At 42.2% G+C, this 26,143-nt stretch carries 20 protein-coding genes; 9 read left to right on the plus strand and 11 right to left on the minus strand.

Features of this window, described 5'->3' with window-relative positions:
• Positions 1 to 55 precede the first annotated feature (55 nt).
• Positions 56 to 2,797, minus strand: a complete 2,742-nt coding sequence (locus BW980_RS07015; protein WP_076454207.1) for a putative LPS assembly protein LptD — start codon at positions 2,795 to 2,797, stop codon at positions 56 to 58.
• Positions 2,798 to 2,901: 104 nt separating this feature from the next.
• Here BW980_RS07015 and BW980_RS07020 point away from each other — a divergent pair, with 104 nt between their 5' ends.
• The 9 genes from BW980_RS07020 (at position 2,902) to BW980_RS07060 (ending at position 14,111) form a co-directional block, all read left to right on the plus strand.
• Positions 2,902 to 4,281, plus strand: coding sequence for an N-acetylmuramoyl-L-alanine amidase family protein (locus tag BW980_RS07020; RefSeq protein WP_076454208.1), 1,380 nt, complete (start codon positions 2,902 to 2,904; stop codon positions 4,279 to 4,281).
• Positions 4,282 to 4,381: 100 nt separating this feature from the next.
• Positions 4,382 to 5,362, plus strand: coding sequence for an MlaD family protein (locus BW980_RS07025; RefSeq protein WP_076454209.1), 981 nt, complete (start codon positions 4,382 to 4,384; stop codon positions 5,360 to 5,362).
• Positions 5,363 to 6,691, plus strand: a complete 1,329-nt coding sequence (locus BW980_RS07030) for a 4Fe-4S dicluster domain-containing protein (protein ID WP_076454210.1) — start codon at positions 5,363 to 5,365, stop codon at positions 6,689 to 6,691. It begins immediately after the preceding gene.
• A gap of 49 nt (positions 6,692 to 6,740) precedes the next feature.
• A complete protein-coding gene (locus BW980_RS07035) occupies positions 6,741 to 7,532 on the plus strand; it encodes a (Fe-S)-binding protein (protein ID WP_076454211.1) in 792 nt (263 codons plus the stop codon).
• Between the two features lie 39 nt (positions 7,533 to 7,571).
• On the plus strand, positions 7,572 to 8,054 hold the full coding sequence (locus BW980_RS07040) for an ABC transporter ATPase (RefSeq protein ID WP_076454212.1): 483 nt from the start codon (positions 7,572 to 7,574) through the stop codon (positions 8,052 to 8,054).
• 107 nt (positions 8,055 to 8,161) lie between these two features.
• Entirely contained in the window at positions 8,162 to 11,071 is a 2,910-nt protein-coding gene (locus BW980_RS07045) for a serine hydrolase domain-containing protein (RefSeq protein ID WP_076454213.1), read from the plus strand.
• A gap of 151 nt (positions 11,072 to 11,222) precedes the next feature.
• Positions 11,223 to 12,368, plus strand: coding sequence for an N-acetyl-alpha-D-glucosaminyl L-malate synthase BshA (gene bshA / locus BW980_RS07050; protein ID WP_076454214.1), 1,146 nt, complete (start codon positions 11,223 to 11,225; stop codon positions 12,366 to 12,368).
• 1 nt (position 12,369) lies between these two features.
• Complete coding sequence (locus BW980_RS07055) at positions 12,370 to 12,813, plus strand: hypothetical protein (RefSeq protein ID WP_076454215.1); 444 nt, start codon at positions 12,370 to 12,372, stop codon at positions 12,811 to 12,813.
• Positions 12,814 to 12,932: 119 nt separating this feature from the next.
• Positions 12,933 to 14,111, plus strand: coding sequence for an OmpA family protein (locus BW980_RS07060; RefSeq protein ID WP_076454216.1), 1,179 nt, complete (start codon positions 12,933 to 12,935; stop codon positions 14,109 to 14,111).
• On the opposite strand, the gene BW980_RS07065 is transcribed toward BW980_RS07060, so the two are convergent.
• The 10 genes from BW980_RS07065 to BW980_RS07110 form a co-directional block, all read right to left on the minus strand.
• A complete protein-coding gene (locus BW980_RS07065) occupies positions 14,112 to 16,163 on the minus strand; it encodes an HAD family hydrolase (RefSeq protein WP_076454217.1) in 2,052 nt (683 codons plus the stop codon).
• 299 nt (positions 16,164 to 16,462) lie between these two features.
• Complete coding sequence (locus tag BW980_RS07070) at positions 16,463 to 17,644, minus strand: GNAT family N-acetyltransferase (protein WP_076454218.1); 1,182 nt, start codon at positions 17,642 to 17,644, stop codon at positions 16,463 to 16,465.
• A 34-nt stretch (positions 17,645 to 17,678) separates the two neighbouring features.
• A complete protein-coding gene (locus BW980_RS07075) occupies positions 17,679 to 18,650 on the minus strand; it encodes a hypothetical protein (RefSeq protein ID WP_076454219.1) in 972 nt (323 codons plus the stop codon).
• A 6-nt stretch (positions 18,651 to 18,656) separates the two neighbouring features.
• Complete coding sequence (locus BW980_RS07080; protein ID WP_076454220.1) at positions 18,657 to 20,111, minus strand: MBOAT family O-acyltransferase; 1,455 nt, start codon at positions 20,109 to 20,111, stop codon at positions 18,657 to 18,659.
• A 60-nt stretch (positions 20,112 to 20,171) separates the two neighbouring features.
• The gene (locus tag BW980_RS07085) at positions 20,172 to 21,416 is read right to left on the minus strand and encodes a GNAT family N-acetyltransferase (protein WP_076454221.1); all 1,245 of its coding nucleotides are present in this window, start codon (positions 21,414 to 21,416) and stop codon (positions 20,172 to 20,174) included.
• Positions 21,417 to 21,428: 12 nt separating this feature from the next.
• The gene (locus BW980_RS07090) at positions 21,429 to 22,478 is read right to left on the minus strand and encodes a peptidoglycan bridge formation glycyltransferase FemA/FemB family protein (RefSeq protein WP_076454222.1); all 1,050 of its coding nucleotides are present in this window, start codon (positions 22,476 to 22,478) and stop codon (positions 21,429 to 21,431) included.
• A gap of 323 nt (positions 22,479 to 22,801) precedes the next feature.
• Positions 22,802 to 23,458, minus strand: coding sequence for an HAD family hydrolase (locus BW980_RS07095; RefSeq protein WP_076454223.1), 657 nt, complete (start codon positions 23,456 to 23,458; stop codon positions 22,802 to 22,804).
• The gene (locus BW980_RS07100; RefSeq protein WP_076454224.1) at positions 23,442 to 24,410 is read right to left on the minus strand and encodes an ATP-grasp domain-containing protein; all 969 of its coding nucleotides are present in this window, start codon (positions 24,408 to 24,410) and stop codon (positions 23,442 to 23,444) included. The genes BW980_RS07095 and BW980_RS07100 overlap by 17 nt, the downstream gene beginning before the upstream one ends.
• Positions 24,407 to 25,432 (minus strand): glycosyltransferase, encoded by a 1,026-nt coding sequence (locus tag BW980_RS07105; RefSeq protein WP_083690399.1) that lies wholly within the window; start codon positions 25,430 to 25,432, stop codon positions 24,407 to 24,409. Before BW980_RS07105 ends, BW980_RS07100 begins: the two co-directional genes overlap by 4 nt.
• Positions 25,423 to 26,040 carry a sugar transferase gene (locus tag BW980_RS07110; protein ID WP_076454753.1) on the minus strand — a complete coding sequence of 206 codons (618 nt, stop codon included), beginning with the start codon at positions 26,038 to 26,040 and terminating at the stop codon, positions 25,423 to 25,425. Before BW980_RS07110 ends, BW980_RS07105 begins: the two co-directional genes overlap by 10 nt.
• Between the last annotated feature and the right edge of the window lie 103 nt (positions 26,041 to 26,143).

A 26,143-nucleotide genomic window follows, 5' to 3' on the forward strand; every position in this document is an offset into this window, starting at 1 on the left:
TTTTGTTTTTAGCTGTAGGCTGTTTTAGCAAATGTAGCTAAGAATGTCGACCTTGTTAGCGTTGACTTCGGTTTTCCCACTTCAAGTCGCTAAGGATGGAGCTTTTTATTCCGATAAAGAAGTACCATCGGGAGTATTGGCCAAAAGGGGTCCAGTTAAAGTTCATCCTAAAACTTTTTAGGTCGCGTTCAAAGCGTAACTGGGTAAGGGTAAAACCTTTGTTTTTAAAATCGTATCCACTGGAGCCGCCTACCTTCCAACGGGGGGAAAGCTCAATGTCGCCCGAGAACATCAATGAATGGCTGCTGAACTCGTTCTGTCGGGCCGAGTTAAAGTAACTTGCGGAATAGGCCAATCGGAAATTCCATGGGATTTTAGTGGCGTAACGCGGGTTGTCTACGTCTTCGCCCTTATCGTTTTCATCTTCATCGATTCTTCGCCTGTCAAAGTCGTCGGCCCTACCGAAAAGGTCGTCGTCCCTACCTCCACTTTGGGCTACGTAATCGTAGGCACCGGCCTCTTCCTCTTCTTCCTCTTCTTCCTCCTTTTTTCCAAAAGTCTTACTGTCTATGGAATACCCAATGTTTATGTTGGCTTGGGTCAACCTAAAAAGGCTTCCTCCATTATCGATGTTGAATTTATCGATTCTACTGCCATTGTTGTCTATGGCGTATGGGTCAAGGCCTGCAGAAAAGTTAATAGACATTTTATTGTCTAAAATGTTCGTTCCGCCGTTAATTCTAAGAGGGCTTAATTTTAGGGAGTCCGACTCAAAATTATATCCGGTGGAAATATTGAAATTGCTAAGGATCGGAATCTTTTTAGGTTCGGTGGCCGTTGAATCCTTATCCCTTACCTTGGCCTCGAGGGTGTTTGCCAAAGAAAAGCTAAGGCTGTTGCTCTTGCCGAGGCTAGGGGCTCCGTTTAGTGTACCTTCAAAACGGCTATATTGTACGACCTCTCCGGTGTCGTTGTTCAGGTATTCGTCGTAGAACTGGTCAAAGGAAGGGGAGTAGCCGTAGCTTAACGAGGGCCGCATAACGTGGCGTAAGGCTTGTAACTTTTTGTCTTCCCCAAAATTGAAAGTACCGTAGACCGTGGTTCCTATACTGGCACTCATATTGTATTTATTGTAACGGTCAAAACCTGAAATGGTATCTTTTACGACCGAACCGATCTCACCGTCTTCGCTGCGCTCGTAGCGTTGGGTATAGGTTTCCAATGCCCATACATCTTCGTAGCTACCGCCCATGGTAACACTGAAAAATTTGGCGACCTTAAAATTGGTGCTGATGGGTATACGGTGTTTTGCGCCGACCTTGGCATTGTCGAACATGGCCGCTTTTAAAAAGTTTTCATCGTTCGTGGTCAGTGAATTTCGGGCGTTGACGTCGTACTGGAAATTAATATTCTGTATCACCCCTTTTTTGATCCCATCTTTTTTGGCGAATGGGAATATACGTTCCATACTGGCCTGAAAAGTAGGAAGGGTCATCTGTATGTTGTCTTGGTCGGGGTTGGCACGTGCCGTAGGGCTCGTATTCTGTGAGTGACTGGCCGTAAGGCTCATATTGACCGAAGGATAGGCCGGAAAGGTCTTTGAATATGAAATGGATGACGATAGGTTGTTGTTCTGGGTCAAGGGCAGGTTTACCTGGTTCAATGAGTTTTGGTAATACGAACTACTTCCTAGGTTAACGGATGCCGAAAACCGGGAATTGGGACTGGCCTTGGTGTCTTGCGAGTGCGATATCTGAATGTTCCACACCTTACTGTTGCTATAATCGTCAAAACCCTTCTGGCTGGTGACCAAATTCTCATACCTGAAATTGACGTTACCGCGGTAGCGATAGCGCTTGCTGTACACGCTTTGTGTCCTAAAGCCATAACTTCCGTTGGTGTAGAAATCCCCCGTAAGGGTAATATCCGCATAATCGGAAAAGGGAACGTAGTATCCTCCGTTCTGTAAAAAGTAGCCCCTATCGGGATCGTTACCGAATGTGGGCATCATCAATCCTGCGGAGCGGCCCACCGTTAAAGGGAAATAGGCAAAGGGCAGGGCTACGGGCGTTGGCACATCGGCTATGTAGAGGTTACTGAAGCCTGCAATGACCTTCTTTTTGGGTACAAATTTCGCCTTTCGGATCCGAATGTAATAATCGGGATTAATGGTATCTTGTGAGGTGGTCAGTTTCCCTTCGTGAAGAAAATAAACCGAATCGTTTTCCTTTTTTGTAATCTCCGCATAAACCTTCATGGCGTCGCTTCCCAATTGCCCTAGACCGGCCTGCTGCTCGGTTCTCGAGTTCCAGATCAAGGCTTTTTGGGTGTCAAAGTTAAAACGGATACTATCGGGCCGTACTTCGTTATCACCTTGTTTAAAATAGGGTAGCTGGGTGTAATTGCCCAAAGAATCTTTGATCCGCCCCGCGTACACCTCGTTTTTTATATAGTCCATTGTGATAATACCGGCTTTTAACTCGGTATCTTGGTAATATATTTCGGCTTCGTTATAAAGGTAGATCTTTTGGTCTTTTTGGCTCAGTTTAACGTAGTCTTTGGCCTTGTATTTGATTTTGTCGAGTAGTAAGGGTTCCTTGCCATTATTGGGGCCAAGTGAGGTTGAATCTCCCGCTATACTGTCTTTTTGTGCAGGGTCTGGAAAAAGTGGGGCAATAATGGTGTCCTTATCTGCTTTGATGGGTAGGCTTATTAAACCGTCTTCTTGAGCGAGTGAATTGAAAGCGCCAACAAATAGCAATACCAGTAAAAGTAAAAGATGTTTGTTTGATTGCAAGGCTATATATCCTATTTTTGTAACCGTTCGGCTTATTTTTCGGAGCTCAAACTTACATATATTTTTCGTTCCCTATACAGGGTGTTACCATAAATTTAACCATAATGAAGGCTTCTAAATACAGAGTGAATACCCGTGTACAACGGTTTTCCCTATTTCCTATTATTTTTTTAGCACTAATCTTATCTTCTTTTTATACCCAGAATCCTGAAAACAGAAACGATGGAAAATTCACGGTAGTGCTTGATGCTGGGCATGGTGGGCATGATCCGGGCAATATGGGTAACGGATATTTGGAAAAGCAGATTGCGTTGAACATTGTACTAAAAGCCGGTTCAATTTTAGAGAAAAATCCGGATATAAAAGTAATCTATACCCGTAAGGATGACACCTTCGTGGATCTTTATGAAAGGGGACAAATTGCCAATAAGGCCAATGCCGACCTTTTTGTATCGGTGCATTGTGATTCACATACCTCAAATGCACACGGCGCGGGAACCTTTGTTTTGGGACTTCATGCGAACAAACAGAATTTTGAAATCGCAAAAAAGGAAAACTCGGTAATTTATTTGGAGGATAATTATAAAAGCAAGTACGCTGATTACGATATTAATTCCCCAGAGTCGGTAATCGGACTTACCATAATGCAAGAAGAGTTTTTGGATCAGAGTATAGCTTTGGCGAAGGCCATTCAAGATAACTTTACCAAAAAACTCAAGCGAACCGATAGAAAGGTCAAGCAGGCCGGATTTATTGTTTTGCACCAGACCGTTATGCCGAGTGTATTGGTAGAAACCGGTTTTTTGACGAATAAGGAGGAAGGGGCCTACCTGAATTCAAAAAAAGGACAGTCGGAGATAGGGACCTCCATAGCCGAGGCGATCCTTATCTATAAAGAGAATATTATGGCCAATGTTGCCGATTTCGATACTAGTATTATAGCCAGTACGCCCGAACCCGAACCGATGGAGGAAAAGAAAGAAGAACCTAAACCCGAACCGGTCACAGCCTCGAAAAAGGAAAAGGTATCGCGAAAAATCAAAGACGAACCTATTGTCGCCAAGACGACCGAGGTGCCCGTGGAACCAAAGAAGGAGGCTATTCAAATCATCGAAGAGGCCAAGGGAAATGATCGGGCTGTTGCAGTAAAAAAAGAGACTCCCCCCGAAGCACAAAAAACAGCACCTTCGGTTTCTAAGGAAACTACCGTGGCCCCTGCGGAAAAAAAATCCGATGTGTTGTACAAGGTTCAGATTATGGCCAGTGCAAAGAACCTTCCGTTGCGGCCTGAATCGTTCAACGGACTCAATCGAGTGGCCAAGGAACCGTATAAAGGGCTGTATAGATATGTATATGGCAGTACGCCATCATTGGAAGAGGCAAAAATGTTGAAATCGAATGCTGACTTAAAAGGGTATACTACTTCGTATATCGTAGCCTATAGAAATGGCGAACGGATACCTTTTAAAGACAGTCTCAAGTAGGTTTCGATACAATAAATAATTACCTTCCATATTTTATTTCTAATTTTGTTAGGGACCTATATATTGAAAGAAGTCTCTAATTAACCCAAAATCGATCCTTTTGAAACTATCCAGGGAAATCAAAACAGGAATAATAGTAATAGGCGGTATTCTATTGTTCATCTTAGGTTTTAGCTATTTGAAATCATCGCCTTTATTTGAAGATGGTAAAACCATATACGCAGTGTATAATGAGGTCGGAGGACTTCAAGTGGGCACACCCGTAACCATAAACGGTTTTGTGGTAGGTAAGGTGACCGACGTTAAATTTAAGGACCAGAGGGGTCATTTATTGGTCACTTTGTTTATTAAGAGTGATTTTGAATTTAGTAAGAACAGTTTTGCCGAACTCTACGACACTGGAATTATCGGAGGAAAGGGCATTCAGGTTAAACCCGTATTTGACGGGGCCCCAATGGCAACGTCGGGCGACACCTTGACCAGCAAGATTCAGCTGGGGCTAACACAGTTGGTACAGAAGCAACTGACTCCCTTACAGCAAAAAGTGGAAGGGGCCGTCACCAACGCCGATAGCTTATTGATGAACGTGAACGAAGTGCTGGACGATAAGGCCAAAAAAGATTTAAGGGAAACCTTGAGCGGACTGAACGCTACCGTAGCCAGCTTTCAAAAAAGTGCCGATATGCTCAGCCGAATTTTAAGTACCAATGAGGATAACTTGAACCAATCGCTGAACAATTTTCAGGAACTTACCTCTAATTTTGCTAAATTATCAGACTCGTTGAACAATGCCGGTCTCGGCAATACTTTGGCAAACCTAGAGTCCACTATGGTCAATTTGAACAAATTGATGTCGAATATCGAGAAAGGGGACGGTACTTTGGGCAAGCTGATGAAAGACGAAGAACTTTATACAAATTTGAACAATGCATCAAGGGAACTGGATCTATTGCTACAGGACTTTCGTTTGAACCCCAAACGTTACGTTAACGTATCCGTTTTCGGTAAGAAGCAGATAGATTACGAATTACCGGAAGACGATCCAGCCAACCTTCAACCACAACCACAACCCGAACAATAGATGGAATACTTCCCAAATATTTTATTTGTAATCGTACTTATAGCCGGTATCGGTTTTTTTGCCCGAAATGTAAAACGGCTGTCAAGAAATGTTAAGCTGGGTAAAGATGTAGACGTAAGCGATGACAAAGGGCAACGCTGGAAAAATATGGCCAAAATTGCCTTGGGTCAGACGAAGATGGTGGTTCGTCCCATAGCGGGCTTTCTCCATATTATAGTATACGTCGGTTTTATCATTATCAATATCGAGGTATTGGAGATTGTACTCGACGGCATCTTGGGAACACACCGCATTTTTGCGCCCCTTGGTTCAATATACGATGTGCTTATCGGTTCTTTTGAAATATTGGCCTTCTTGGTCATTGTTGCCGTAACCGTATTTTGGGTACGCCGTAATATTATTCGGGTCAGACGTTTTATCAAACCGGAAATGACGGGTTGGCCCAAGCAAGATGGAAATCTTATTCTGTATATAGAATTGGTGCTTATGGTATTGTTCCTGACTATGAACGGGGCCGATTACCAATTGCAGCAAATGGGGGCAGACCATTATTTAAAGGCCGGTATGTTTCCCGTAAGCCAGTTTATGGCACCTCTTTTTGAGGGGATGTCCATGTCTTCGTTGATACTGTTGGAACGTACGGCATGGTGGCTTCATATTATAGGGATACTTTGTTTTTTGAATTACCTTTATTATTCGAAACATTTACATATTCTTTTGGCGTTCCCCAATACCTATTACGGTAAATTGAAGCCAAAGGGACAGTTTAAAAACTTGGATGCCGTAACCGCAGAGGTGAAATTGATGATGGATCCCTCTGCCGATCCTTTTGCCGCTCCTGCCGAAGAAGATGCTGGGGAACCGGAAAAATTCGGGGCTTCCGACGTTACCGACCTGAATTGGGTGCAGTTGTTGAATTCTTATACCTGTACAGAATGTGGGCGGTGTACCGACGAGTGCCCGGCCAACCAGACCGGAAAAAAATTGTCGCCCCGAAAGATCATGATGGATACCCGTGACCGTTTAGAGGAAGTAGGTAAGAATATAGATGCCAACAAAGGGCAGTTTGTAGACGACGGAAAACAATTGCTAGACGATTATATCTCTAGGGAGGAGCTTTGGGCGTGCACCACATGTAGCGCTTGTGTTCAGGCTTGTCCGGTGAGCATAGACCCGCTCTCCATAATTATGGATATGCGTCAATATTTGGTAATGGAGCAATCCGCCGCGCCTACGGATTTGAACAATATGATGGGGAATATAGAAAATAACGGGGCGCCTTGGCCTTTCAACCAAATGGATCGACTGAACTGGGCCAAAGAAGAATAAACAAGGTACTTGGGCCGCGATACTAATTTTAGAATTTGAATTTTTTACAATGGCGAACGAATTGAAAGTTCCAACAATGGCAGAACTCTTTGCCGCAGGTCAGAAACCAGAAGTTTTGTTTTGGGTCGGCTGTGCGGGTAGTTTTGACGATAGGGCGAAAAAAATAACAAAGGCTTTTGTTCAATTGCTCAACAAGGCGAATGTTTCCTTTGCCGTTTTGGGTACGGAAGAGAGTTGTACAGGTGATCCGGCCAAAAGGGCGGGCAACGAGTTTCTCTTTCAAATGCAGGCGGTTACCAATATCGAAGTGATGAATGCCTACGGTATAAATAAAATCGTAACGGCTTGTCCCCATTGCTTCAATACCATTAAAAATGAGTACCCTGGTTTAGGGGGGCAGTATGAGGTGGTTCACCATACCCAATTTTTAAAGACCCTGTTCGAAGACGGAAGGATTACCCTTGAAGGGGGAAAATTCAAAGGAAAGCGTATAACTTACCATGACCCGTGCTATTTGGGCCGGGCCAATAATGTTTACGAAGCGCCACGGGAAATGATCCGAAAACTTGATGCCGAGCTTATTGAAATGAAGAGCTGTAAGCAAAAGGGACTATGTTGCGGTGCCGGTGGGGCACAGATGTTCAAGGAACCGGAAAAAGGGGATAAGGACGTGAACATAGAGCGTACGGAGCAGGCCATGGAGACCCAGCCCGAAATTATTGCCGCCGCATGCCCATTTTGCAATACGATGATGACAGACGGAGTTAAGAATAAAGAAAAGGAGGGTGCCATTGCCGTAATGGATATTGCCGAGCTGATTGCCTCTGCGCAAGACCTATAGCCCCCCTCGATTAAGAACCCCCAATTAGAACACAAGAAAATGCTAGTAGAATTTAATACTTTGCCCGATGCTTCGCGCATATGGATCTATCAGGCCAACCGCAGTTTTACCGAAGCCGAATTGGCCGAGATCCGCAACGAACTCAATGAGTTTATAACCGAATGGACCGCCCATGGTAGCCAGTTGAAAGCGGGATATGAAATAAAATACAAAAGATTTATTGTTTTGGCCCTCGACCAAAGTGCGGTGGCCGCATCAGGTTGTTCAATAGATGCATCGGTTCATTTTATTCAACATTTAGAAAAAAAATACAATGTTGAACTTCTTGATAAGATGAATGTTTCTTACAAGCAAGGCGAGCACATTGCCTATAAATCGCTGATAGATTTCAAAAAAATGGCCAAGCAAAAGGCGGTATCTAAAAACACCATTGTTTTTAATAATCTTGTCGCCAATAAGCAGGAGTACCAAGAACATTGGGAAGTACCCGCAGGGGAGAGTTGGCATGCCCGATTTATGTAGTCGAATCGGTTTTATAAGTTTCCTGAAGTATTGGTTTCATTATATATATCGGATGAAATGCAATATTCCTTTTAGTTTTTAGTTATTGCCATAGATCTATCTGAACAATGCGTTTTTTTTCTGTTTTTTCCTTACTTTTTTTTGTAATTATAGGTGCTGCAGCGCAACATCCTTTGGTGACTAAAGACAGTCTGGCCCAGAGTAAATGGGTCGATGCGCGTTATAGTGAGATGAGCCTTGACGAAAAGTTAGGACAACTTTTTATGGTCATGGTGGGCTCTGATCAGGCCAAATCCAGTACGGATAAAATAAAGGCGCTCATTAAGGAACAACATATAGGAGGGGTAATCTTTTCTACAGGCGGCCCCATGAGACAGGCCAAACTAACGAACGAATTTCAATCGGTTTCAAAACTTCCCTTGATGATCGGCCTAGATGCCGAGTGGGGGCTTGCCATGAGGTTAGACTCTACCTATGCCTTTCCGTGGAATATGACCCTAGGGGCCATTACCGATAACACCGTCGTACAAAAGGTAGGTAGGCGTATCGGGGAGCATGCCAAACGTTTGGGGGTGCATATCAATTTTGCACCGGATATCGATATCAATACAAACCCGAAAAACCCTATAATAGGTAATCGCTCTTTTGGGGAAGACCGTGAGAACGTAGCCAATAAGGGAATTGCCTTTATGAAGGGAATGGAAAGTGCCGGGGTGCTCGCCAGTGGAAAACACTTTCCGGGCCATGGGGATACGGAAACCGATTCGCATAAGGCCTTGCCCATGATCAATTTTACCCGCGAGCGACTTGACAGTGTAGAATTGTATCCTTTTAGAAGATTGATCGACGAAGGCTTGAGCAGTGTCATGGTTGCCCATCTAGAGGTACCTGCACTCGAGCTGAAAAAAGAACTGCCGTCTTCCTTGTCTGAGCAGATCATTTCAGGGTTGTTAAAGGAGGAAATGAATTTTAAGGGATTGGTTTTTACCGATGCCCTAAATATGAAGGGGGTAACCAACCACGGTAAAGATGGTGATGCCGAGTTGGCCGCTTTCATGGCGGGCAATGACATCCTATTAATGCCGACACAAGTGGACAAGGCCAAGGAAAAGCTGGCCAAGGCCTATAAAAAGGGACGGATTACCGAGAGAAGGTTGGCCAGTTCGGTAAAGAAAATTTTAATGGCGAAATATAAGGTCGGGCTAAACAGGTATAGACCGGTGGAGCTCAAAAACCTTTATGAAGACCTGAACTCGAGAACCGATGACCTAATTTACGAGGAGGCCATAGAAAAAGCCTTGACCGTGGTAAAGAACAATTTTTACCTGATGGGAATCAAACAGTTGGAGAATAAGAAAATCGCCTACGTAAAGTTCGGCGAAGCCAATAGTGACCCCTTTCTTGAAGAATTGAACAAATATGCTGCCGTAAAACAGGTGAACGCCAGTGATATTGGAACCTTAAAGACGAAGCTCAAAGATTATAACTTAGTAATAGTGGGACTTCATAAGAGTAATGAAAGTCCTTGGAAAGCGTATAAGTTTTCAAAAAGAGAACTACAGTGGTTGGAAGAAATAGCGAACCAACGAACATCAAACTTGATATTGTCGGTATTCGCTAAACCCTACGCGCTCTTAGACGTACCTTCCTTTAAGAGTATCGACGGGGTAGTGGTAGCGTATCAAAACAGCGAGTTGGCACAGCGTAAGACGGCCCAGTTGATTTTCGGGGCCATTCCCGGTGAGGGTAAGCTGCCGGTTACGGCCCACAACGATTTTCCCGTAAACACCCAAGTTCGTTTAAAGTCGCTATTGCGATTGGGGTACAGCTATCCCGAACGGGTGGGTTTCGATGCGGCCAAATTGGCCCAAATCGATACACTGGTACAGCATGGTATAGATTCTTTAATGTTTCCAGGAGCCCAAGTGTTGGTTGCCCGAAAGGGAAAGGTCGTCTATAACAAAGGGTTTGGTAAGCCGACCTACGATTCTAAAGACAGCATTACCACCGAACATATTTATGACTTGGCTTCCATAACAAAAATATTGGGTACGTTGCCGATGATCATGAAAATGGAAGAGGAGGGGGATATCAAACTGAACAATACCTTTCAGGAACTGATTCCCGAATATGCCGAATCGGAACTGAAGAACGTCACCGTACTAAAGGCTCTGTCACACTATGGAAGACTGCCCGCGTGGATCGCTTTTTACGTCGCTACGCTTGACAAGAACCGAAAACCATCGAAAGAGTTCTATAGAACGGAACCTACCGATGGTTTTTCGTATAAGGTAACCGATAAACTTTATCTTACCGATGCGTATAACGATTCCATCTATAACCGGATTGGGAGACAGAGCTTAAAATCGAATCGCTATAGGTACAGTGACGTAGGTTATTATGTGATGAAAAAATACATTGAAAAGGTCGGCAAGAAACGATTGGACAAGCAGGTGGATGAATTTTTGTATAAGCCTATCGGGGCAATGAATACAAGTTATAATCCTCTTGAGAAATTCCCTAAAAACAGGATCGTACCCACAGAGGTCGATAAATATTACCGTTATGAGACCGTTCAAGGTTATGTACATGATATGGGAGCGGCCATGCAAGGTGGGGTCGGAGGCCATGCGGGACTTTTCAGTAATGCAGGTGATATCGCCAAGATCATGCAAATGTATTTGCAGGACGGCATTTACGGGGGCACCCGTTTTTTGGATGCACGTACGGTCAAAAAATTCAATACCTGTTACTTCTGCGATGAAAACGTCAGGCGTGGGGTAGGTTTTGATAAACCCCAATTGAAAGATGGCGGCCCTACTTGTGGCTGTGTATCCCGAAAAAGTTTTGGCCACAGTGGGTTTACCGGCACCTATACTTGGGCCGATCCCGAAGAGGAAATCGTTTACGTATTCTTATCGAACAGAACTTACCCTTCCTCTTCCAATACCCTTTTGATAAAATCGGGTTTACGAACACGTATTCAAAAAGTAATTTACGACGCTATTGTAAATTGATGGTTTTTAGAAACTATAATTCTATAGCACCTACTTGATAATTAAAGAATTGGGCCATGATGCTCGGTTAACTTGCCATATACTTTGCGGTGTCTTGAAATTAAAAAGAGCTTTTACCGACTTACTTTATAGATTTAGCTAAATTTGACTGATGAAAATAGCAATTGTTTGTTATCCAACTTTTGGAGGGAGCGGTGTAGTAGCCACGGAACTGGGTATAGCCTTGGCCGATAGAGGGCATGAGGTTCATTTTGTAACCTATAGACAACCTGTGCGCCTTGGGCTCTTAGGTAATAAAATTTACTTCCACGAAGTGCATGTGCCCGAATATCCGCTTTTTAAATATCAACCATATGAACTGGCGTTGTCAAGTAAGTTGGTAGATACGGTGAAGTTACACAACATCGATTTGCTTCATGTTCATTATGCCATACCACATGCCTATGCAGGTTATATGGCCAAAAAAATGTTGGAGGAAGAGGGCATATATGTGCCTATGATAACGACCTTGCACGGTACGGATATTACCTTGGTGGGCAACCATCCATTCTATAAACCGGCGGTTACCTTCAGTATCAATCAATCCGACGTGGTGACTTCCGTTTCCGAAAACCTGAAACAACGTACCATGGAGTTCTTCGATATTAAGAAGGAAATCGAGGTGGTACCCAATTTTATAGATAAATCAAATTACAGTCTTACGTTTACCGATTGCCAACGTTCTTTAATGGCTAAGGACGACGAGAAAATTATTACGCATATCAGTAATTTTAGGAAGGTAAAACGTATTCCCGATGTCATCGAGATCTTTGACCGTGTTCAAAAAGAAATACCGGCCAAGTTGGTTATGGTGGGGGAAGGGCCTGAGAAAGAAAATGCCGAAAGGTTGTGCGAAGAGAAAGGTTTGGTCGATAAGGTCATATTTTTAGGAAACAGTAATGAAATAGATAGAATTCTGTGTTTTTCCGATCTGTTTCTTTTGCCTTCCGAATCAGAGAGTTTTGGTTTGGCGGCCTTGGAGGCCATGATTAACAAAGTACCTGTAATTTCTAGTAATGCAGGGGGAATACCGGAAGTTAACGAGCACGGTATTACCGGATTTTTGAGTGATATTGGCGACGTTACCGATATGGCGTACAACGCCTTGCGTATTTTAAAAGATGAGGATACTTTGAATCAGTTTAAAGAAAATGCGGTAGCCTCTGCGGAACGGTTCGATATCAAAAAGGTACTGCCCTTGTATGAAGCACTCTATGAAAGGGCCTATAAAGCAAGGTTTGACAAATCTTTGACGTAATATGAAATGTGCTTTCTTGGTTTTGATTCTACTTTTCTCATCTTGTAAAGGGCAGGAAAAAAGAGGGCGCCAACAAGACGTTTCCGAACAGGAAAATCCAATGCGACTAATTGAAAGCGATTTTTATAGCGGTACCGATGAAGAGGGGGCGATAGTGGTTACCGATAGAAAAAGCCTGCTTAAATTCTACGCACAGGTCAACAGAACCCGAAAACCGGGACTGGCGGTACCCGAAGTTGATTTTAGCAAAGAAATGTTGCTTATCTACTGCGCCGGAAAACAGCAAGGGGCTTCCTTGCCTCGATTGTTCGTTAAGAATACATCTGACAGCCTTTTGATCTTAGGTGTTGAAATAACCAAGGAGGAGGCGTCTTCTACCGCGTTGACGAGTCCGTTTTCAATTTACGGCTTACCACTTACCCAAAAGCAAATTATTGTCGAGTAAAACCGATATATAGCTGGTATTAAACACCCTATCGATTATTGCTGCCATTCGAAGTGTACATTCGGATTCTTGCCCTTATAGTTCTTACTTTGTAGTGAGAACACCCAAATTGTATTCTTATGAAACCCCATATAAAATATATGGTTCTATTGTTATGTGCCACGGCAAACCTATTGCAGGCGCAAGAAGAACCGAAACTTATCGCAAAGGACAGTATTGTAAAAAGTTCGTGGATTATCGGCCTTGGTTATAATATTGTAGATGACTCGGGAGATGTGTTCGATGAACTATTGGCTCCGGGAGATCAATGGAACGTACTGCCGTATCCCTCAAGAATCAGTATAGGAAGATATTTTGAGAGCGGAATCGGCATAGAGGCTATCGGTACCTACAATAAATACGCCGTGGGTAAATTTATCGATGGAAGGACTAACCTTGAGGAAACCGATTATTACGGGATAGATGCCCGGTTGACCTATGATTTGAATAAGATCATAGGGCAGACCGGATGGTTCGACCCCTATTTGGGTGTTGGCGCGGGTTATACGGAAGCGAATAATGAATCTCGGGCCACGTATAATGCCGTAGTAGGATTTAGAACCTGGTTTTCCGATCGTTTCGGACTCGATTTCAGTTCTTCGGGAAAATGGGCGGCGAACAATGACCGTGCCACCAATCACTTACAGCATGCGGCCGGGGTGGTATATCAATTTGGAATTACGAAAGGCTTATCGAAAAAGGGCGAGGCCAAACTTGCATTGATCGAGGAGCTAGATGCCCAAAGGCAGAAGCAACAAGATTCGATCGCGGCAATAGAAAGGGAAAGGGAAGAGGCGGCCTTGGCCGCAAGACGGGCAAAGGAAAAAGAGGAAGCTCGATTGGCCGCAGCCGAAAAAGCTAGGCTAGATGCCTTAAAACAACGTGAAACGGAAATCAGAAATGAGATCGACGCTTTGGGCTTTGCGTATTTCGACCTGAATTCTTCGTATTTAAATGCAAAATCGAAAAAGGTTCTTGACGGTCTCGCCGATATTTTGGCGAAATATCCCGAATTGGAACTTCAAATCAGTTCACATACCGATTCAAGGGGTACATCGGCCTACAACGATTGGTTGTCGGAACGACGTGTGACCCACACCAAGGCATATTTGGTAAAGCGGGGCGTATCGGCTGAACGCCTTGAAACGGAAGCCTATGGCGAAACCCATTTGTTGAACGAATGTGATGACAATACCTATTGTGATGAGGAAAAACATCAGGAAAACCGAAGATCGGAGTTTGTTATCACCAAGTTCTAGTTACGATAGCAAACCTTTGTTCAGCCATTTTCGCTTGGCCCAAAAATTGAACTTAATGTAATAGTAGGTTAGGTTTAACGGCCATGACATCCAATAATAGCCCTTGGCATACATGAATGGTTTGATTTTCACCAAATAGCGGAAGACTTTTTCAGGAGATTTCAAAAACGTCTTGATGAGGGCCACTTTTGAAGTTTTGACCTGGTTGGGGTTGTATTCAAGTCCTACTTTATTTTGGCCTACATTTTGGTAAAACCCTTTTGTAATCTGGTTTACGAACTTTAATTTTTTCCTGTTGGTAAAAATACCTGTTCGTAAGGCCATGTCGGTAATGTATTCTTGTACCATAGCCTGTGAATAGTCAATGGCACGCAAATCGTTGAAAAGGTTCTTGAATTCGGAAAACATATATTCCTGAATCGGACTTACGTATTGGTCAAAAACCATTTTCTCGTTGGGTTCATGGAACTCCACTGTAGGGGATTGACCGTTTTCGCCCATGGTGTACGATAGGGTACTGCCATGTGGCGCTGCCAGTAATTGTTCGTAAAGTTGTCCGTTGGCCATGAGTACGTCATCGGAAAAATCTTGGCTCGGATAGATTGAAAAATTCAAACCGTATCTCTTGGTGCCCTTTTCAATATTGTATATTTCCTTAAGTCCAAGATAGTAGCCCGTTACCGGTATTTTCCTTTTCAGGAACTTGTATATGCTTTCTTGCATGGTACCGCCCCATCCCACATCAACAAGGGCAAGACCGTCTTTGTCAAAATCGGCCCCGAACGATTTCAAATAGTTCAGAAATGCCATTTTTTGGTCGTAGCGGTTTTGGTCGTAGGCTTCTTGAAACTTCGGGCTGTTTCTTAGGTGTTGCATGGTTTCCGACTGAAAAAACGCGATCTGGCTATCGTCTGTAGCTTTAGGGATTTCTTGTTTGATGTTGTTTTTGGTCTCATCGGAAAAAGGAAACCAGTCAAGGAAATGATCTAAAGACATTTTTCCGAATCTTTTGAGTAAGCCCCCAAAATCTTCTTCGGGCAATGGCCGAAGGGCCAGTTGCGTAGCCGATTGCCTTGATGCCTTAAGATAGTGTGTTCGTATTTTTGCCTCGCTCTTGAACAGGTTCATGTCTTGGTAGCAGTCGAACAGCTGTTTTAAAAAATGCCCTTCACGGGCAAGGAAGAATAGGTCGTTTACCTTATTTTTTTTGGCATTGATATAAAGTCGCTCGGTAAAGAAGTAAAAGTGCAGTACGTATTCGCTAAACGGGTGTCCGCTTTTTTTACACCGGGATTCAATGGTCTGGCAAACTCTTTTAAAATCGTTTTTATCGGAACCCAAAAGGTTCTTTTTGTTCCTGAACTTATGGGAAAAGTGTTTCAGGTGCAATGAGGGTATACCGTGTTTATGGGCATTGGTCACATCACTACCCATATTGTCACCGATCATTAAAACCTCTTTGGCATCTAAGGACAGTGTATCTAGTACATAGGGGTATAAAGACCCTTTTTCTTTACTGCGCCCTACGCTGCTAGAGAGAAAAACGGCATCGAATAAATGGTCTATTTTATGGAAGTGCAGAATTTTTTCGATTACCTTTTTTGAAAGGTAGAAATCGGACAATAGATAAATACGATAGCCCTTTTGTTTAAAGTGTTCGAGCGTGGAAATAAGGGTTTCGTTTTTGAACTGCACTGAAATTTCAGCGGTAAAGTCGGCCCTTTCAAATAATTTTTGGAATCTTGGGAAAGAGACACCTTGTAAATTTTCGGTATTCACAAGCCTGTGATACACCTCGGTGATGACATCTTTGTATTTGACCTCTAGCGTAGAGCGCCCTTGTTTTTCGCCTACATAAGCAAGCGCTTCCATCCGGATGGTAAACAATTGTTCGCCTTCCATGGGTATGGCCAACTCACGAACCATAAACTTGGCCCATAACCGTATGGCGTAATTAGGGTGTACGGTACGGTGGACCAGCGTATCAAAAAAGTCCGTAAAAAGAACTTTTCGATCATCAAACCGCGAAATTCTTCGTTTCAGGTCTTTCAAGGGGGACTAAATTAAAACTAGGTTGGGTGCTCTATTACCTAATAAAGAGCAGAAAGATAATGGGGGATTTATGGTAAATAGAAAGAATTATATTTTCTTTTAATTCAGCAAGCCACAATTGTATATTGAAATTTTCAGACGTCTTGGTTAAATCAGCCACAGTGTTCTCTTTTACGGGGTTCAACTGCGAATATATACGGTGAAGTGCAATGTCTGGATTTTTTTTAAGAAAATATTGGGAAAAAACTCGATGAACCGCATAAACACGGCAAAATAAAAGGTTTATTTACGGTTTTTATTCAGAAAATCGGGATATCGGAAGTATTTGAAAGCAGTATTTTACTCTTTTTCCCTACGACCAAGTAAGATTTTGGATGGTCTAAAATTGCGTAAACGTTAATTTCGGACTCTTTTTCGTTGCTCTCATAGAGAAAATCGTAAATACTTCGCCTAAGAAAATCGAATTTGCTATCCTTAAAATCAACGGCTTCTATTTTCGCGAATTCCTTTTCGAAGGGTATGGGGGTCCGTGTAATTTCCGAAGGGTCGTTCGGTAAATTTATGGGTTTTCGATGTTTGTCCCTAAAATCGTGATATTTTTCGATTAGGCCTTTTTCACGAACATATTGCTTCAAGGCTTTGATCAGATAGTACGATGTGGCCTTTAGTCTTCCTTTTAATGAATTCTTTTTGAAAAAGATATGGTAATTGTAGTCGTAGACGGTATTGCACCAGCGTCTTTTCCAATAAAAATCGCCTTTTGAAAAAGTAATCAATCGTACGCCATTGGCAATGCACCATTCTATCTGCTTCATCAGGTCGGTGTATCCGGTGTTGAACTTGGAATAATCGATATCGTAAGTTCGTATATATTGAAAAATAACGTTTTTCATGTGGAAGTTCAGACAGATATCGATGGGCTTTCTTCCATTGTAAATCACATAAAATGAAGCTTTCTTGTTTAGGATCATTTGATAGACGTTGGCCCGGTAAAAATCTTGGGTGGCCAAATTGATATTGTCCTTGATTCCTTTTTCAAGGGAACGCAATTCCAACAGTCGATAGAATTCATCCATTAAAAAATCGTACTCCGGTTTTTCCATGGCCCCAAAGTACATGACATAACGAATATCGAAACATTGTTCTAGTTTTCTTTGCTCACGACGTAGTTTATAGCGGCTCGTTTTACCGAATCGCTCGTTTAGGTAGGCCTTTAAAGAGGGTACATTATCAAAGTTGATCAGAAAACCGGGATATTGTTTTACGGTATGGCAGCCGATGTTTTTGGGAAGTTTTTCGGTCTCTACCTTAAAATAACCAGGTACGTCCTTAACTACGAAGGCCGGTCCTTCAAAGTGAAATTCATCGGTGTCGGAATTGGTAAAGACAAGGTCACCCGTATACCTATTTTGCAATTGCCTGTAATGGGTTGGCAGCTGTTCTTTGGTGTAGGCGTCGAAAAAAAAGTTCGTGGAGTTCATAGGGGCAGGTCGTAAAAGAATTCTGTTAACACGTTCAGTGCTTTTGGGTCTCCTTTACATAATCGGCTATCTCTTTGGCGATCAGGGCTCGACCGTGTGCGTTCCAATGGTGGTCGTATATCAGGGTCGTAGGCCTTTTGGAGTTCTCAAAACTGGATGAAAAATCAATGTATCGTATCCCATTGTTCCTACAGAAGTCCAAGAAGCGTTTGCTGGTTTTTCTACGGTCTAGCAGTAGGGTGGTTTTACTTTTGTCAAAACCGTAAAGGTGGATCAAACTTTTAAAATTGGCTATTCTTTTCTGGTCGCGTTTTAACTCTTCGTCTTCACTATCTAGGGTAAGTTCATTGGTACGGTAGCCTTCTTCGGTGTCGTTAAAGGCTACACCGCGTTGGGCAAGTTTTTTAAGGGGCTCTATAATCCCTATTTTACTACCGTAGGCCAGTAATTTAATGTTGTCGCGTATTTTAAAAAGGGTAGAGGAGAGCATTTGGATCCGATCCTTGTTCGGTTTGTAAACCCCTCGTTTTAAGTCGTTATCGTAATTTAGGTATAAGATGATTTGGTCTATAAGTTGAAAGTCGTTCTTATAGGCGTGTACCAAATGCATCTGGTTGGCAAAATCATAACCGGCGTATCCGTATTCGTATACTTCGATACCTTCGGTCTGGTTTTCAATTTGCTTGCCTATGGAGTTTGAAACGTCTTGGTGAAAGCCTTCAATAAAGGAATCACCTACTAGGGCCAATTCAAACTTGTCAGCTGAAGGTGTGAACTCTCGGTACGAATTGAAGCCCGCCTTGTTGATATGGAATTCAGAGAAGTTTTGGTTTCTATTACCGGTAACGGCGTACCCACTATGGTCGGGCACCCGTTTTTCAACCCCATATGCATCGATAAAGCGAGGAGGGTCTTCGGTATAGAGATGGAATACCCTTACGATTACCTCCAATAACAGGAGGATCAGAAGCATATAGAGAACCGATTTTAGAATAAACTTTTTCATCCTAACTTAAAATTGAAAATAAATGAACGAACGGTTGACCCCATCGTCATAGAACAATAATATACTTAAAACCACTAGGGTATACAAGAGAAAGCGGACTACTGGCGATTTAAACTTGAACGGGTTGCGTTCGTCCCTGCGTATCAGATATTCATAAAAGGTAAACAGGGCTATCAGTAAATAAAAATCGAACATTCTATAGCCCATGGGGTGCATATAGGGTTCGTAATAAAAATTACTTCCTATTCTTTCGATAAAATCGAAGGAAGAGGAAAGGGTGGGGGAACGGAAGAATATTCTCGAGAAGGTTACAAGAATAAAAGTCAGTAACACTTGAAAGATTTCAGTAATGCTCGGAAGCCAAGTGCGTTCAGCTATAACATTGTCGGCATAGATCCTGTTCCGGCCCATTAAAAATACGGGCATATAAAGCAGGGCGTGAATTCCTCCCCAAAACACAAAGGTCCAATTGGCCCCATGCCAAAGTCCGCTGACCAAAAAGATGACGGCAATGTTTCGCAACGACTTTAATTTGCTCACACGGGATCCTCCCATAGGAATGTAGAGGTAATGTCTGAACCATGTGCTGAGCGAAATGTGCCATCTTTGCCAATATTCGGCAATGTTCCGAGAAAAATTGGGAAATTTGAAGTTAGACATCAGCTCTACCCCAAAGAGTTTTGCCGTACCGATGGCTATATCGGTATAGCCACTGAAATCACCATAGACTTGAAAGCTGAAAAGTGAGACCCCTAGAATCAAGGTAGAGGCCGGGTAGTCGGTATAATTGGTAAAAATATCATCAACTATGGGGGCTAGGGAATCGGCGATGACGAGTTTTTTAAAAAAGCCCCAAAGAATAAGTTTTAATCCGCTACTGGCCTGTTCGTATTTAAAACTACGCCGGGTGTTGATTTGCTTCAATAGGTTCGAGGCCCTTTCTATGGGGCCTGCGACCAATTGCGGAAAGAAAGCTACAAAAGCCGCGAACGAGATGAAATTTTTGGTGGGCTCGAGCTTTTTGTAATAGATGTCAAATGAATATGACATGGTCTGAAAGGTGTAGAAGGAGATACCTACGGGTAGGATGATACGTAAGGTCCATACACTTTTTATGTTGTAGCCCAAGGCGCTAACCGCCTCGATAAACGAGTCTACAAAAAAGTTGTAGTATTTAAAGAAGCCTAATAGGCCCAAGTTAAAGGCAACACTTACCCATAGCCAATATTTGGCTCTTTGTTTGTTGTCTTGATTTTTAAAAATTTGCTGGCCGACGAAAAAATCGAGAACGGTACTGAAAAAGATAAGGATAAGAAAACGCCAGTCCCACCAGCCATAGAAGACATAACTGGCTGCAATGACCAATATATTCTGAGCCTTGAGGCTCTTTTTGAAAACGAACCAATATAGTACGAATACTACCGGAAGGAAAATCAAAAAATCGAGTGAGTTGAACAGCACTGTTATCTATTTTTATTGATGTTATTTATCCTTAATTTTTGTAATCTCTTCAAGGTCGAATTAAGTTATGGAAACTTTCACTTTTTTTTTCGTCCCTATAAAATAATATTGGTTGCTTATGTCGGTGAACGCTTTAAGTGAGGTAAAACACTCATCGTTCAGATATAAGAATTCAAACGCAAGCATTCTTAATTTACGGTTCTCGGCTAGGTTTAAATTGACTTCGGTAAGCCCATTGGGTAGGGGGTCCGAAGAAATATCATGAAATGTAAAGGGGACATCTATAGTTTTGACTTCGGTTTTTCTATGCCTTAGTTTATAGGTGAACCGATGCAATCTTTCGTTTATGTTCTTATCGCGGAGCTTTTGTTTGAAATCGAAGAATCGCTTCAAAGCAGAGGCTAGTGTCTTGGCGGTAACGGATGAGGCGTCGTAGAAAATATGATATTCAAAATCATAGGTCGTATTTGACCACCTCGTTTTATAATCAAAATAACCTTTTGAAAAATCGAAGACTTCTATTTTTTCCGCTAGGCAATATTCTATCAGTTTCATAATGGTCACCGAACCCAAATGGAATTTGGCGTAATCAATGTCAAAAACGGTGATAGCATCAAAGAGAACGCTGTCGGAATGATAGTTCAAGGTTACCCCGATCGGTTTTTCCCTGTCGTAAATAACGAATAGGGAGGCTTTTTTTTCAAGAATCAGCGGATAGGCGACATCGTAATAGAACCGCCATTCTTCCGGATTGAGATTATTGTTGGTGATTTGTTTGTCGTCAAATCGTTTGGTGAGTAATTCCTTAAAAGATTCAAATACAAAATCGTAGGTTTCTTTGCTGATGTCTCCGTGGTACATTTTGTACGTAATATCAAAACAGGCTTCAAAGCGCTTCTTGTATTTGTTCAGCTTGTACCTGCTACTCTTGCTAAAGGTAGAGAGCATATACTCCTTGAAGTTGGCGTATGACCCTAATTCAATAGCAAAACCGGGGTATTGCTTGGATCGGAGCAATTTTAGAGTGGTAGTTTCGGGAATGTCGGAAACGGTGTTGAAATATGTGGGGACATCATAAATGAGAAAAACCTTTTTTCTATGGCCGTTTAAAGGTTCAGGGAGTAAACCATAGTCCATACCCTTGGTAAGGGTTTTTCCTGAATTGATATAAAGAGGCAGCCCCGCATACTTGTAAAATTGTATGTTTTCAAAAAAATCAAAGCTTAAGGGCTTCTTGCCTCCGTCAAAATGATTCGACCAAATCGAAGTGTAGCTGTCCGATAGAAAAGGGTTGTTTTTTATCAAAACGAACTGAGATTAATTGGATTTTGGTATTTGTCGGTAGGCGGGAAAAAAGTTGCTCTCACCATCATTAGTACTTTCACACCGTTGGTCCTCGTTCATTTTTACGAGTTCCTTGTACACTTCGGGGTTAACTACATATCTCCAAAATTTGGCAGGTCTGTGGTTTTTTGAAAAAGTGGACTTAAAGGCAAAGAGCGTATCGCTCTTAACGCCTTTTCCACCACCAAGGTTAAAATACTTGTATTTTTCTTCGGTGGCATTGATGCGCATGGTGTCTATGATCAGTTTAATGGCATTGAGGTGCAAGAATTCTTCCTTATGGCCCGATAAATGGTATTGTACTATTTCGTCAGTCTTTATGAACATGGCCCCGCCTATGACTTCGTTGGTTTCGTTTAATACGCATAGCAATAGTTCCGTTTCAAAGAATGAACTGAGCATGAGCTGGTAGAAGTAACGGTCATTGAAGAAGTAGCTTTCATCGGCGTTTACCCTTCTCATATTTTCGTAATAGATTTCGATAAAGGTCCGGATGTCCTCTTCCGTAGTCCCTTTACGAACGGAACAGAGCTTTTGTGATTTATTGATATAAGTCTTTAAGCGACTACTGTATTGTTGTCGTTGCAGATCAAGCGGTAGGGTAAGGTCAATGTAAACTACATCACCAGGGCTATAGATTTCCCCAATATTGGCCAAAATTTCATCTTGGTGTTCAATGTAGGGATGGAGCCTTGAAAAAACGGATACCACTTTGTGTGCCAAGAAAAGCTTTTGTAATTCGCTTTTGAACTTGGTATTGTCGAAATTAAGGTTCTTGGTACTACACAGGGGTCCTGCATAACCATACACGGAGGTAACGTCTTTGTAACAGGTGCCCTCTATTTCCCGTAACATTAGGGGGAGGATGATATGCGTACCTTCTTCTTCGTAGTGAATCAGAATAGGGGTTTCGTCATCTCCTTTTGAGAGGTAGTGGTAGTGGTAGGTATGGTAAAAGTCACAGTGGTCGACTGTTTTTATAAGGTCGTTCCACTCATTCCTTTCAGTTATGATTTTAATCATGTATATGGTCTAAATATCCGAATAGACAGCTACTGGCTCTGTCTTCAGAGTGTTTGGGATTGGTACTGTTGCTAAAATGGGGACTATCCGTAACGTTGACTCATAAATAGGACTAAAAGGGTAATGATAGGTAAATAACTCTTTGTTAAAGCCATTTGATAAAAATTTAATTAAAACTAGTTGTATTCCGTAATTTTGGAATCCGCTGTCCGAACCAGATTATACCTACTGGTATTACCAATATAAATTTACCATTTTGAAATAGACTTTCAAAAAAACCAAGTCAACTTTTTAACCCGATCAAGGAAAAAAGTGAAGGTATTTTATGTAATTACAATATCGTCAATATTTTTAACAAAAGCCTTTGGAAGATGGTCTTCGGTAAAATAGCGAAAAGCATCAGTGTGGATGTTCAGGCCATTGTCGATCAGCCCGATACTATCCCAGCCTAGGGCATTAGGAGCAAGAAAGTCCTTTCTTATATTATCGGCAATGTAACAATAGCGATGATTTGGAAAAGCTTCTTCTACGGCCCGATAGTTGTTTTGGTCGGGCTTTTCGGAACCTAGTTCTTCCGATATCACAATGGTATCGAAGTAGTCGACTACGGCCAGGGCCGAGAGCTTGGCTCTTTGGGTTTTGCTCCTCCCATCGGTTATAATACCCAGTTTTCCACCTTTGTCCTTAATGTTCTTTAACAAGGGAAGAACCCCTTCGAACGGAACGATAGCTGGTTGGTGGTTTCGATAAAGGTTTATGAGCATTTGTTTTTCAACCCCAAAAGTTGCGGTCAAGTATTCGAACACGTTCTCTTTGTTTCGATACATTGAGAACATTTGTACAAAAAGTTTTTTCCATTGCTTTGGGGCGAGTTCCAAGGCAATAGCGGAATAGGCAGATCTTAGATAATCGATTTCATTGTAGAGTGTATCGTCTAAATCAAAAACGATGACCGATTTTTCATCAACCTTTATATCCATGGACTAAAATTTCATCGTCATATCTGATCATGAGAAGATCCTTTTCCCACGAATCAAAATCTTGATCGATTTGTTTTCCTTGGGTGAATTCCTCTATAATCCATTTGGGGTAGTTGGCACCTGCCAAATAAGATAGGGGGTAGCCACCACCAAACCTAGGGTTGATCTCTATGGCCCTAACATTGTTTTCGGTATTATGGACAAAAAACTGGGCTGTAAGGCAACCCACGGCACCGTTTACGGCAGCCATATTTTTTTTGATGTAATCAACGAGAAGGTTCTTCACGGTCAGGGCCTTGTAGACCTCACCGTCCCTTACTTCGATTCTTTTTCGAGGTACGACACATTTCAGTTCATGGTCTTTGCCGTAATAGAGGTCGCACGTAAACTCATTGTATTGATCATGATCGAGGTATTCTAAGAACATAAGCTTATCATTTTGAAAATGATAGTCCGTCAGGTCTTTCTCTTCTTTGATCAGATAGGTGTCAACACTTCTACTGCCATCAATAGGTTTGATGAACAAAGGAAGGCTATAATTGTCTTTTGGATATTCTTTGGCAACTTCTACGTTATGGGCTTCAAAGAACTTGTGGATTTGTCTTTTGTCCCTGCATTTTCCAACGAAATCGGAGGAGGCGACCACAGGTGTAATCCCGTTTTTCTCAAGGAGCAGTCTGTTTTGTGCCAGCGGTAATAATTCCGTATCTATAGTGGGAATCAACAGGCCGATGTCACGCTTTTTACATTCGCTGATCAACACATCGAAATAATCGGCATGGGTCACAAAAGGCACTTTAAAATAGCCATCGGCTATTTGGCAGGCACCTGAAAGTGTGGGATCTGCATCGGATGCATACACTTTGGCCTCGGGATATATTTTTTTAAGTTCCTTTTGAAAGGCCCTAACGAGAGAGACACGCCTCCCGGCAGAAGATATGAGAATATTCATCGTACTAAAGTATAAAAAGATCGGAACATCTTTATGAAAGGATTGATCAAAGGCTTTCTGTTAAATACGAAAACCAAGCACGAATAGCCTATCCCGTGGTAATCTTCCCCTAGAAATTTCTTTAATGGGTATGCGTCTATTTTTTCGAAACCCGTGAGCATGGCCGGAATTTCAGATACTGGAATATCTGATTTCATCAGGCGTACCATTAGAAAGAAGACAAAAGACTGCTGACGCGTTTTTAGTCTTTTGATACACGCCTCTGCATCTTTATGCGTTCTAGGTATGGTTCCTATGAGTTCGTTGAACACGTGGGCTGCATTTGCATTGTCGTAGATCACTTTGTTGTAGTGTTCCGGACTTTTATTGCGCATGGCCGATGTTGGCAAAATACGGTACCGGTGTACGTCTAAGTCGGTATGGGCCATTCTTTTGGCCTGGCAAAAGAGTTCGGAGGTAAGAATGGCATCTTCCATCCATTTGCCTTCGATAAAACGGATTCCGGTATTTTGAATAAAATCACGCTTGATCAAATACCACCAAATTTCGTTTTTATGCTTTTTGTTCGCTATATAGGTAATGCCGTCGCAGATGTCAGGTTGAGCGGACGCATCAAAGGAATCAATGTTTTTAGAATAGGGGTAAGGTTTGGTGACGACCGATCTGCTTACGAAAGTCAAGATGTCTAAATCATTTGCCTTGCATAGTTCGAGTAAAATGGGCAAAGTATTTTGGGCAACATAGTCATCGGGGTCCAGAAAATAAATGTATTCCCCTTGAGCGACATCGTATCCCGAATTTCTTGCCGCGCCGACGCCTGCATTCTTTTTGTCGATAACCTTTATATTGGAATGTTGCGTAGCGTATTCTTGGGCGATTTCTAAGGTTCTGTCTTTAGATTCATCGTTTACAATAATAATCTCATATTCGGAATCCGTCATTTGCTGGTCTAATAAGCTATTGACGCATTCGCATAAATAGAGTTCCATGTTGTAACACGGTATAATAATACTTAATCGCATAGTTCGCTATTTCCTGTAAACAATTCCATTGTGGCGCTAGTATCGGATGAAATCCCATCGGTTTTGATCACTTTTAATGCGGTCAAAAACAATATTTTGAGATCGAGGGGGAAAGAGATGTGGTCAACATACCACACATCATATTCAAATTTTTTATTCCACGATATGGCATTTCTCCCGTTTACTTGTGCCCAGCCCGTTATACCCGGCTTGACCTCGTGCCTTCTCTTTTGATAATCGTTGTAGAGAGGTAAATACGAGACCAATAGTGGGCGGGGCCCGATAAGGCTCATATCTCCCTTGAGCACGTTTAATAATTGAGGGAGTTCATCAAGGGATGTTTTTCTAATGAATTTACCTGCAGAGGTAAGCCTTTTTTCGTCAGGAAGAAGGTTTCCGTTTGCATCTTTTTTGTCGTTCATGGTTTTGAACTTCAATATGGTAAAGATTTTGCCGTCTTTTCCAGGGCGTTTTTGAACAAAAAAGATACTTCCGCGATTTGCTATTCCTAAAAAAAGAACAACGAACAATATAATAGGCAGGGCCAAGGTCAAAATTGACAATGCCATTATAAAATCGATTAGTCTTTTAAAAAAATAACGGTAAATCATGAAGCGTCTAATAACCCTTGCAAAATACAGATAAAAACGCCTTATAAATTTTGGTTATAGACCAAGTACTTGGTTTTTTGTTAAAATGCAAGTTTGCTTG

Source organism: Zobellia uliginosa (genome assembly GCF_900156625.1).
Taxonomy (GTDB): Bacteria; Bacteroidota; Bacteroidia; order Flavobacteriales; family Flavobacteriaceae; genus Zobellia; species Zobellia uliginosa.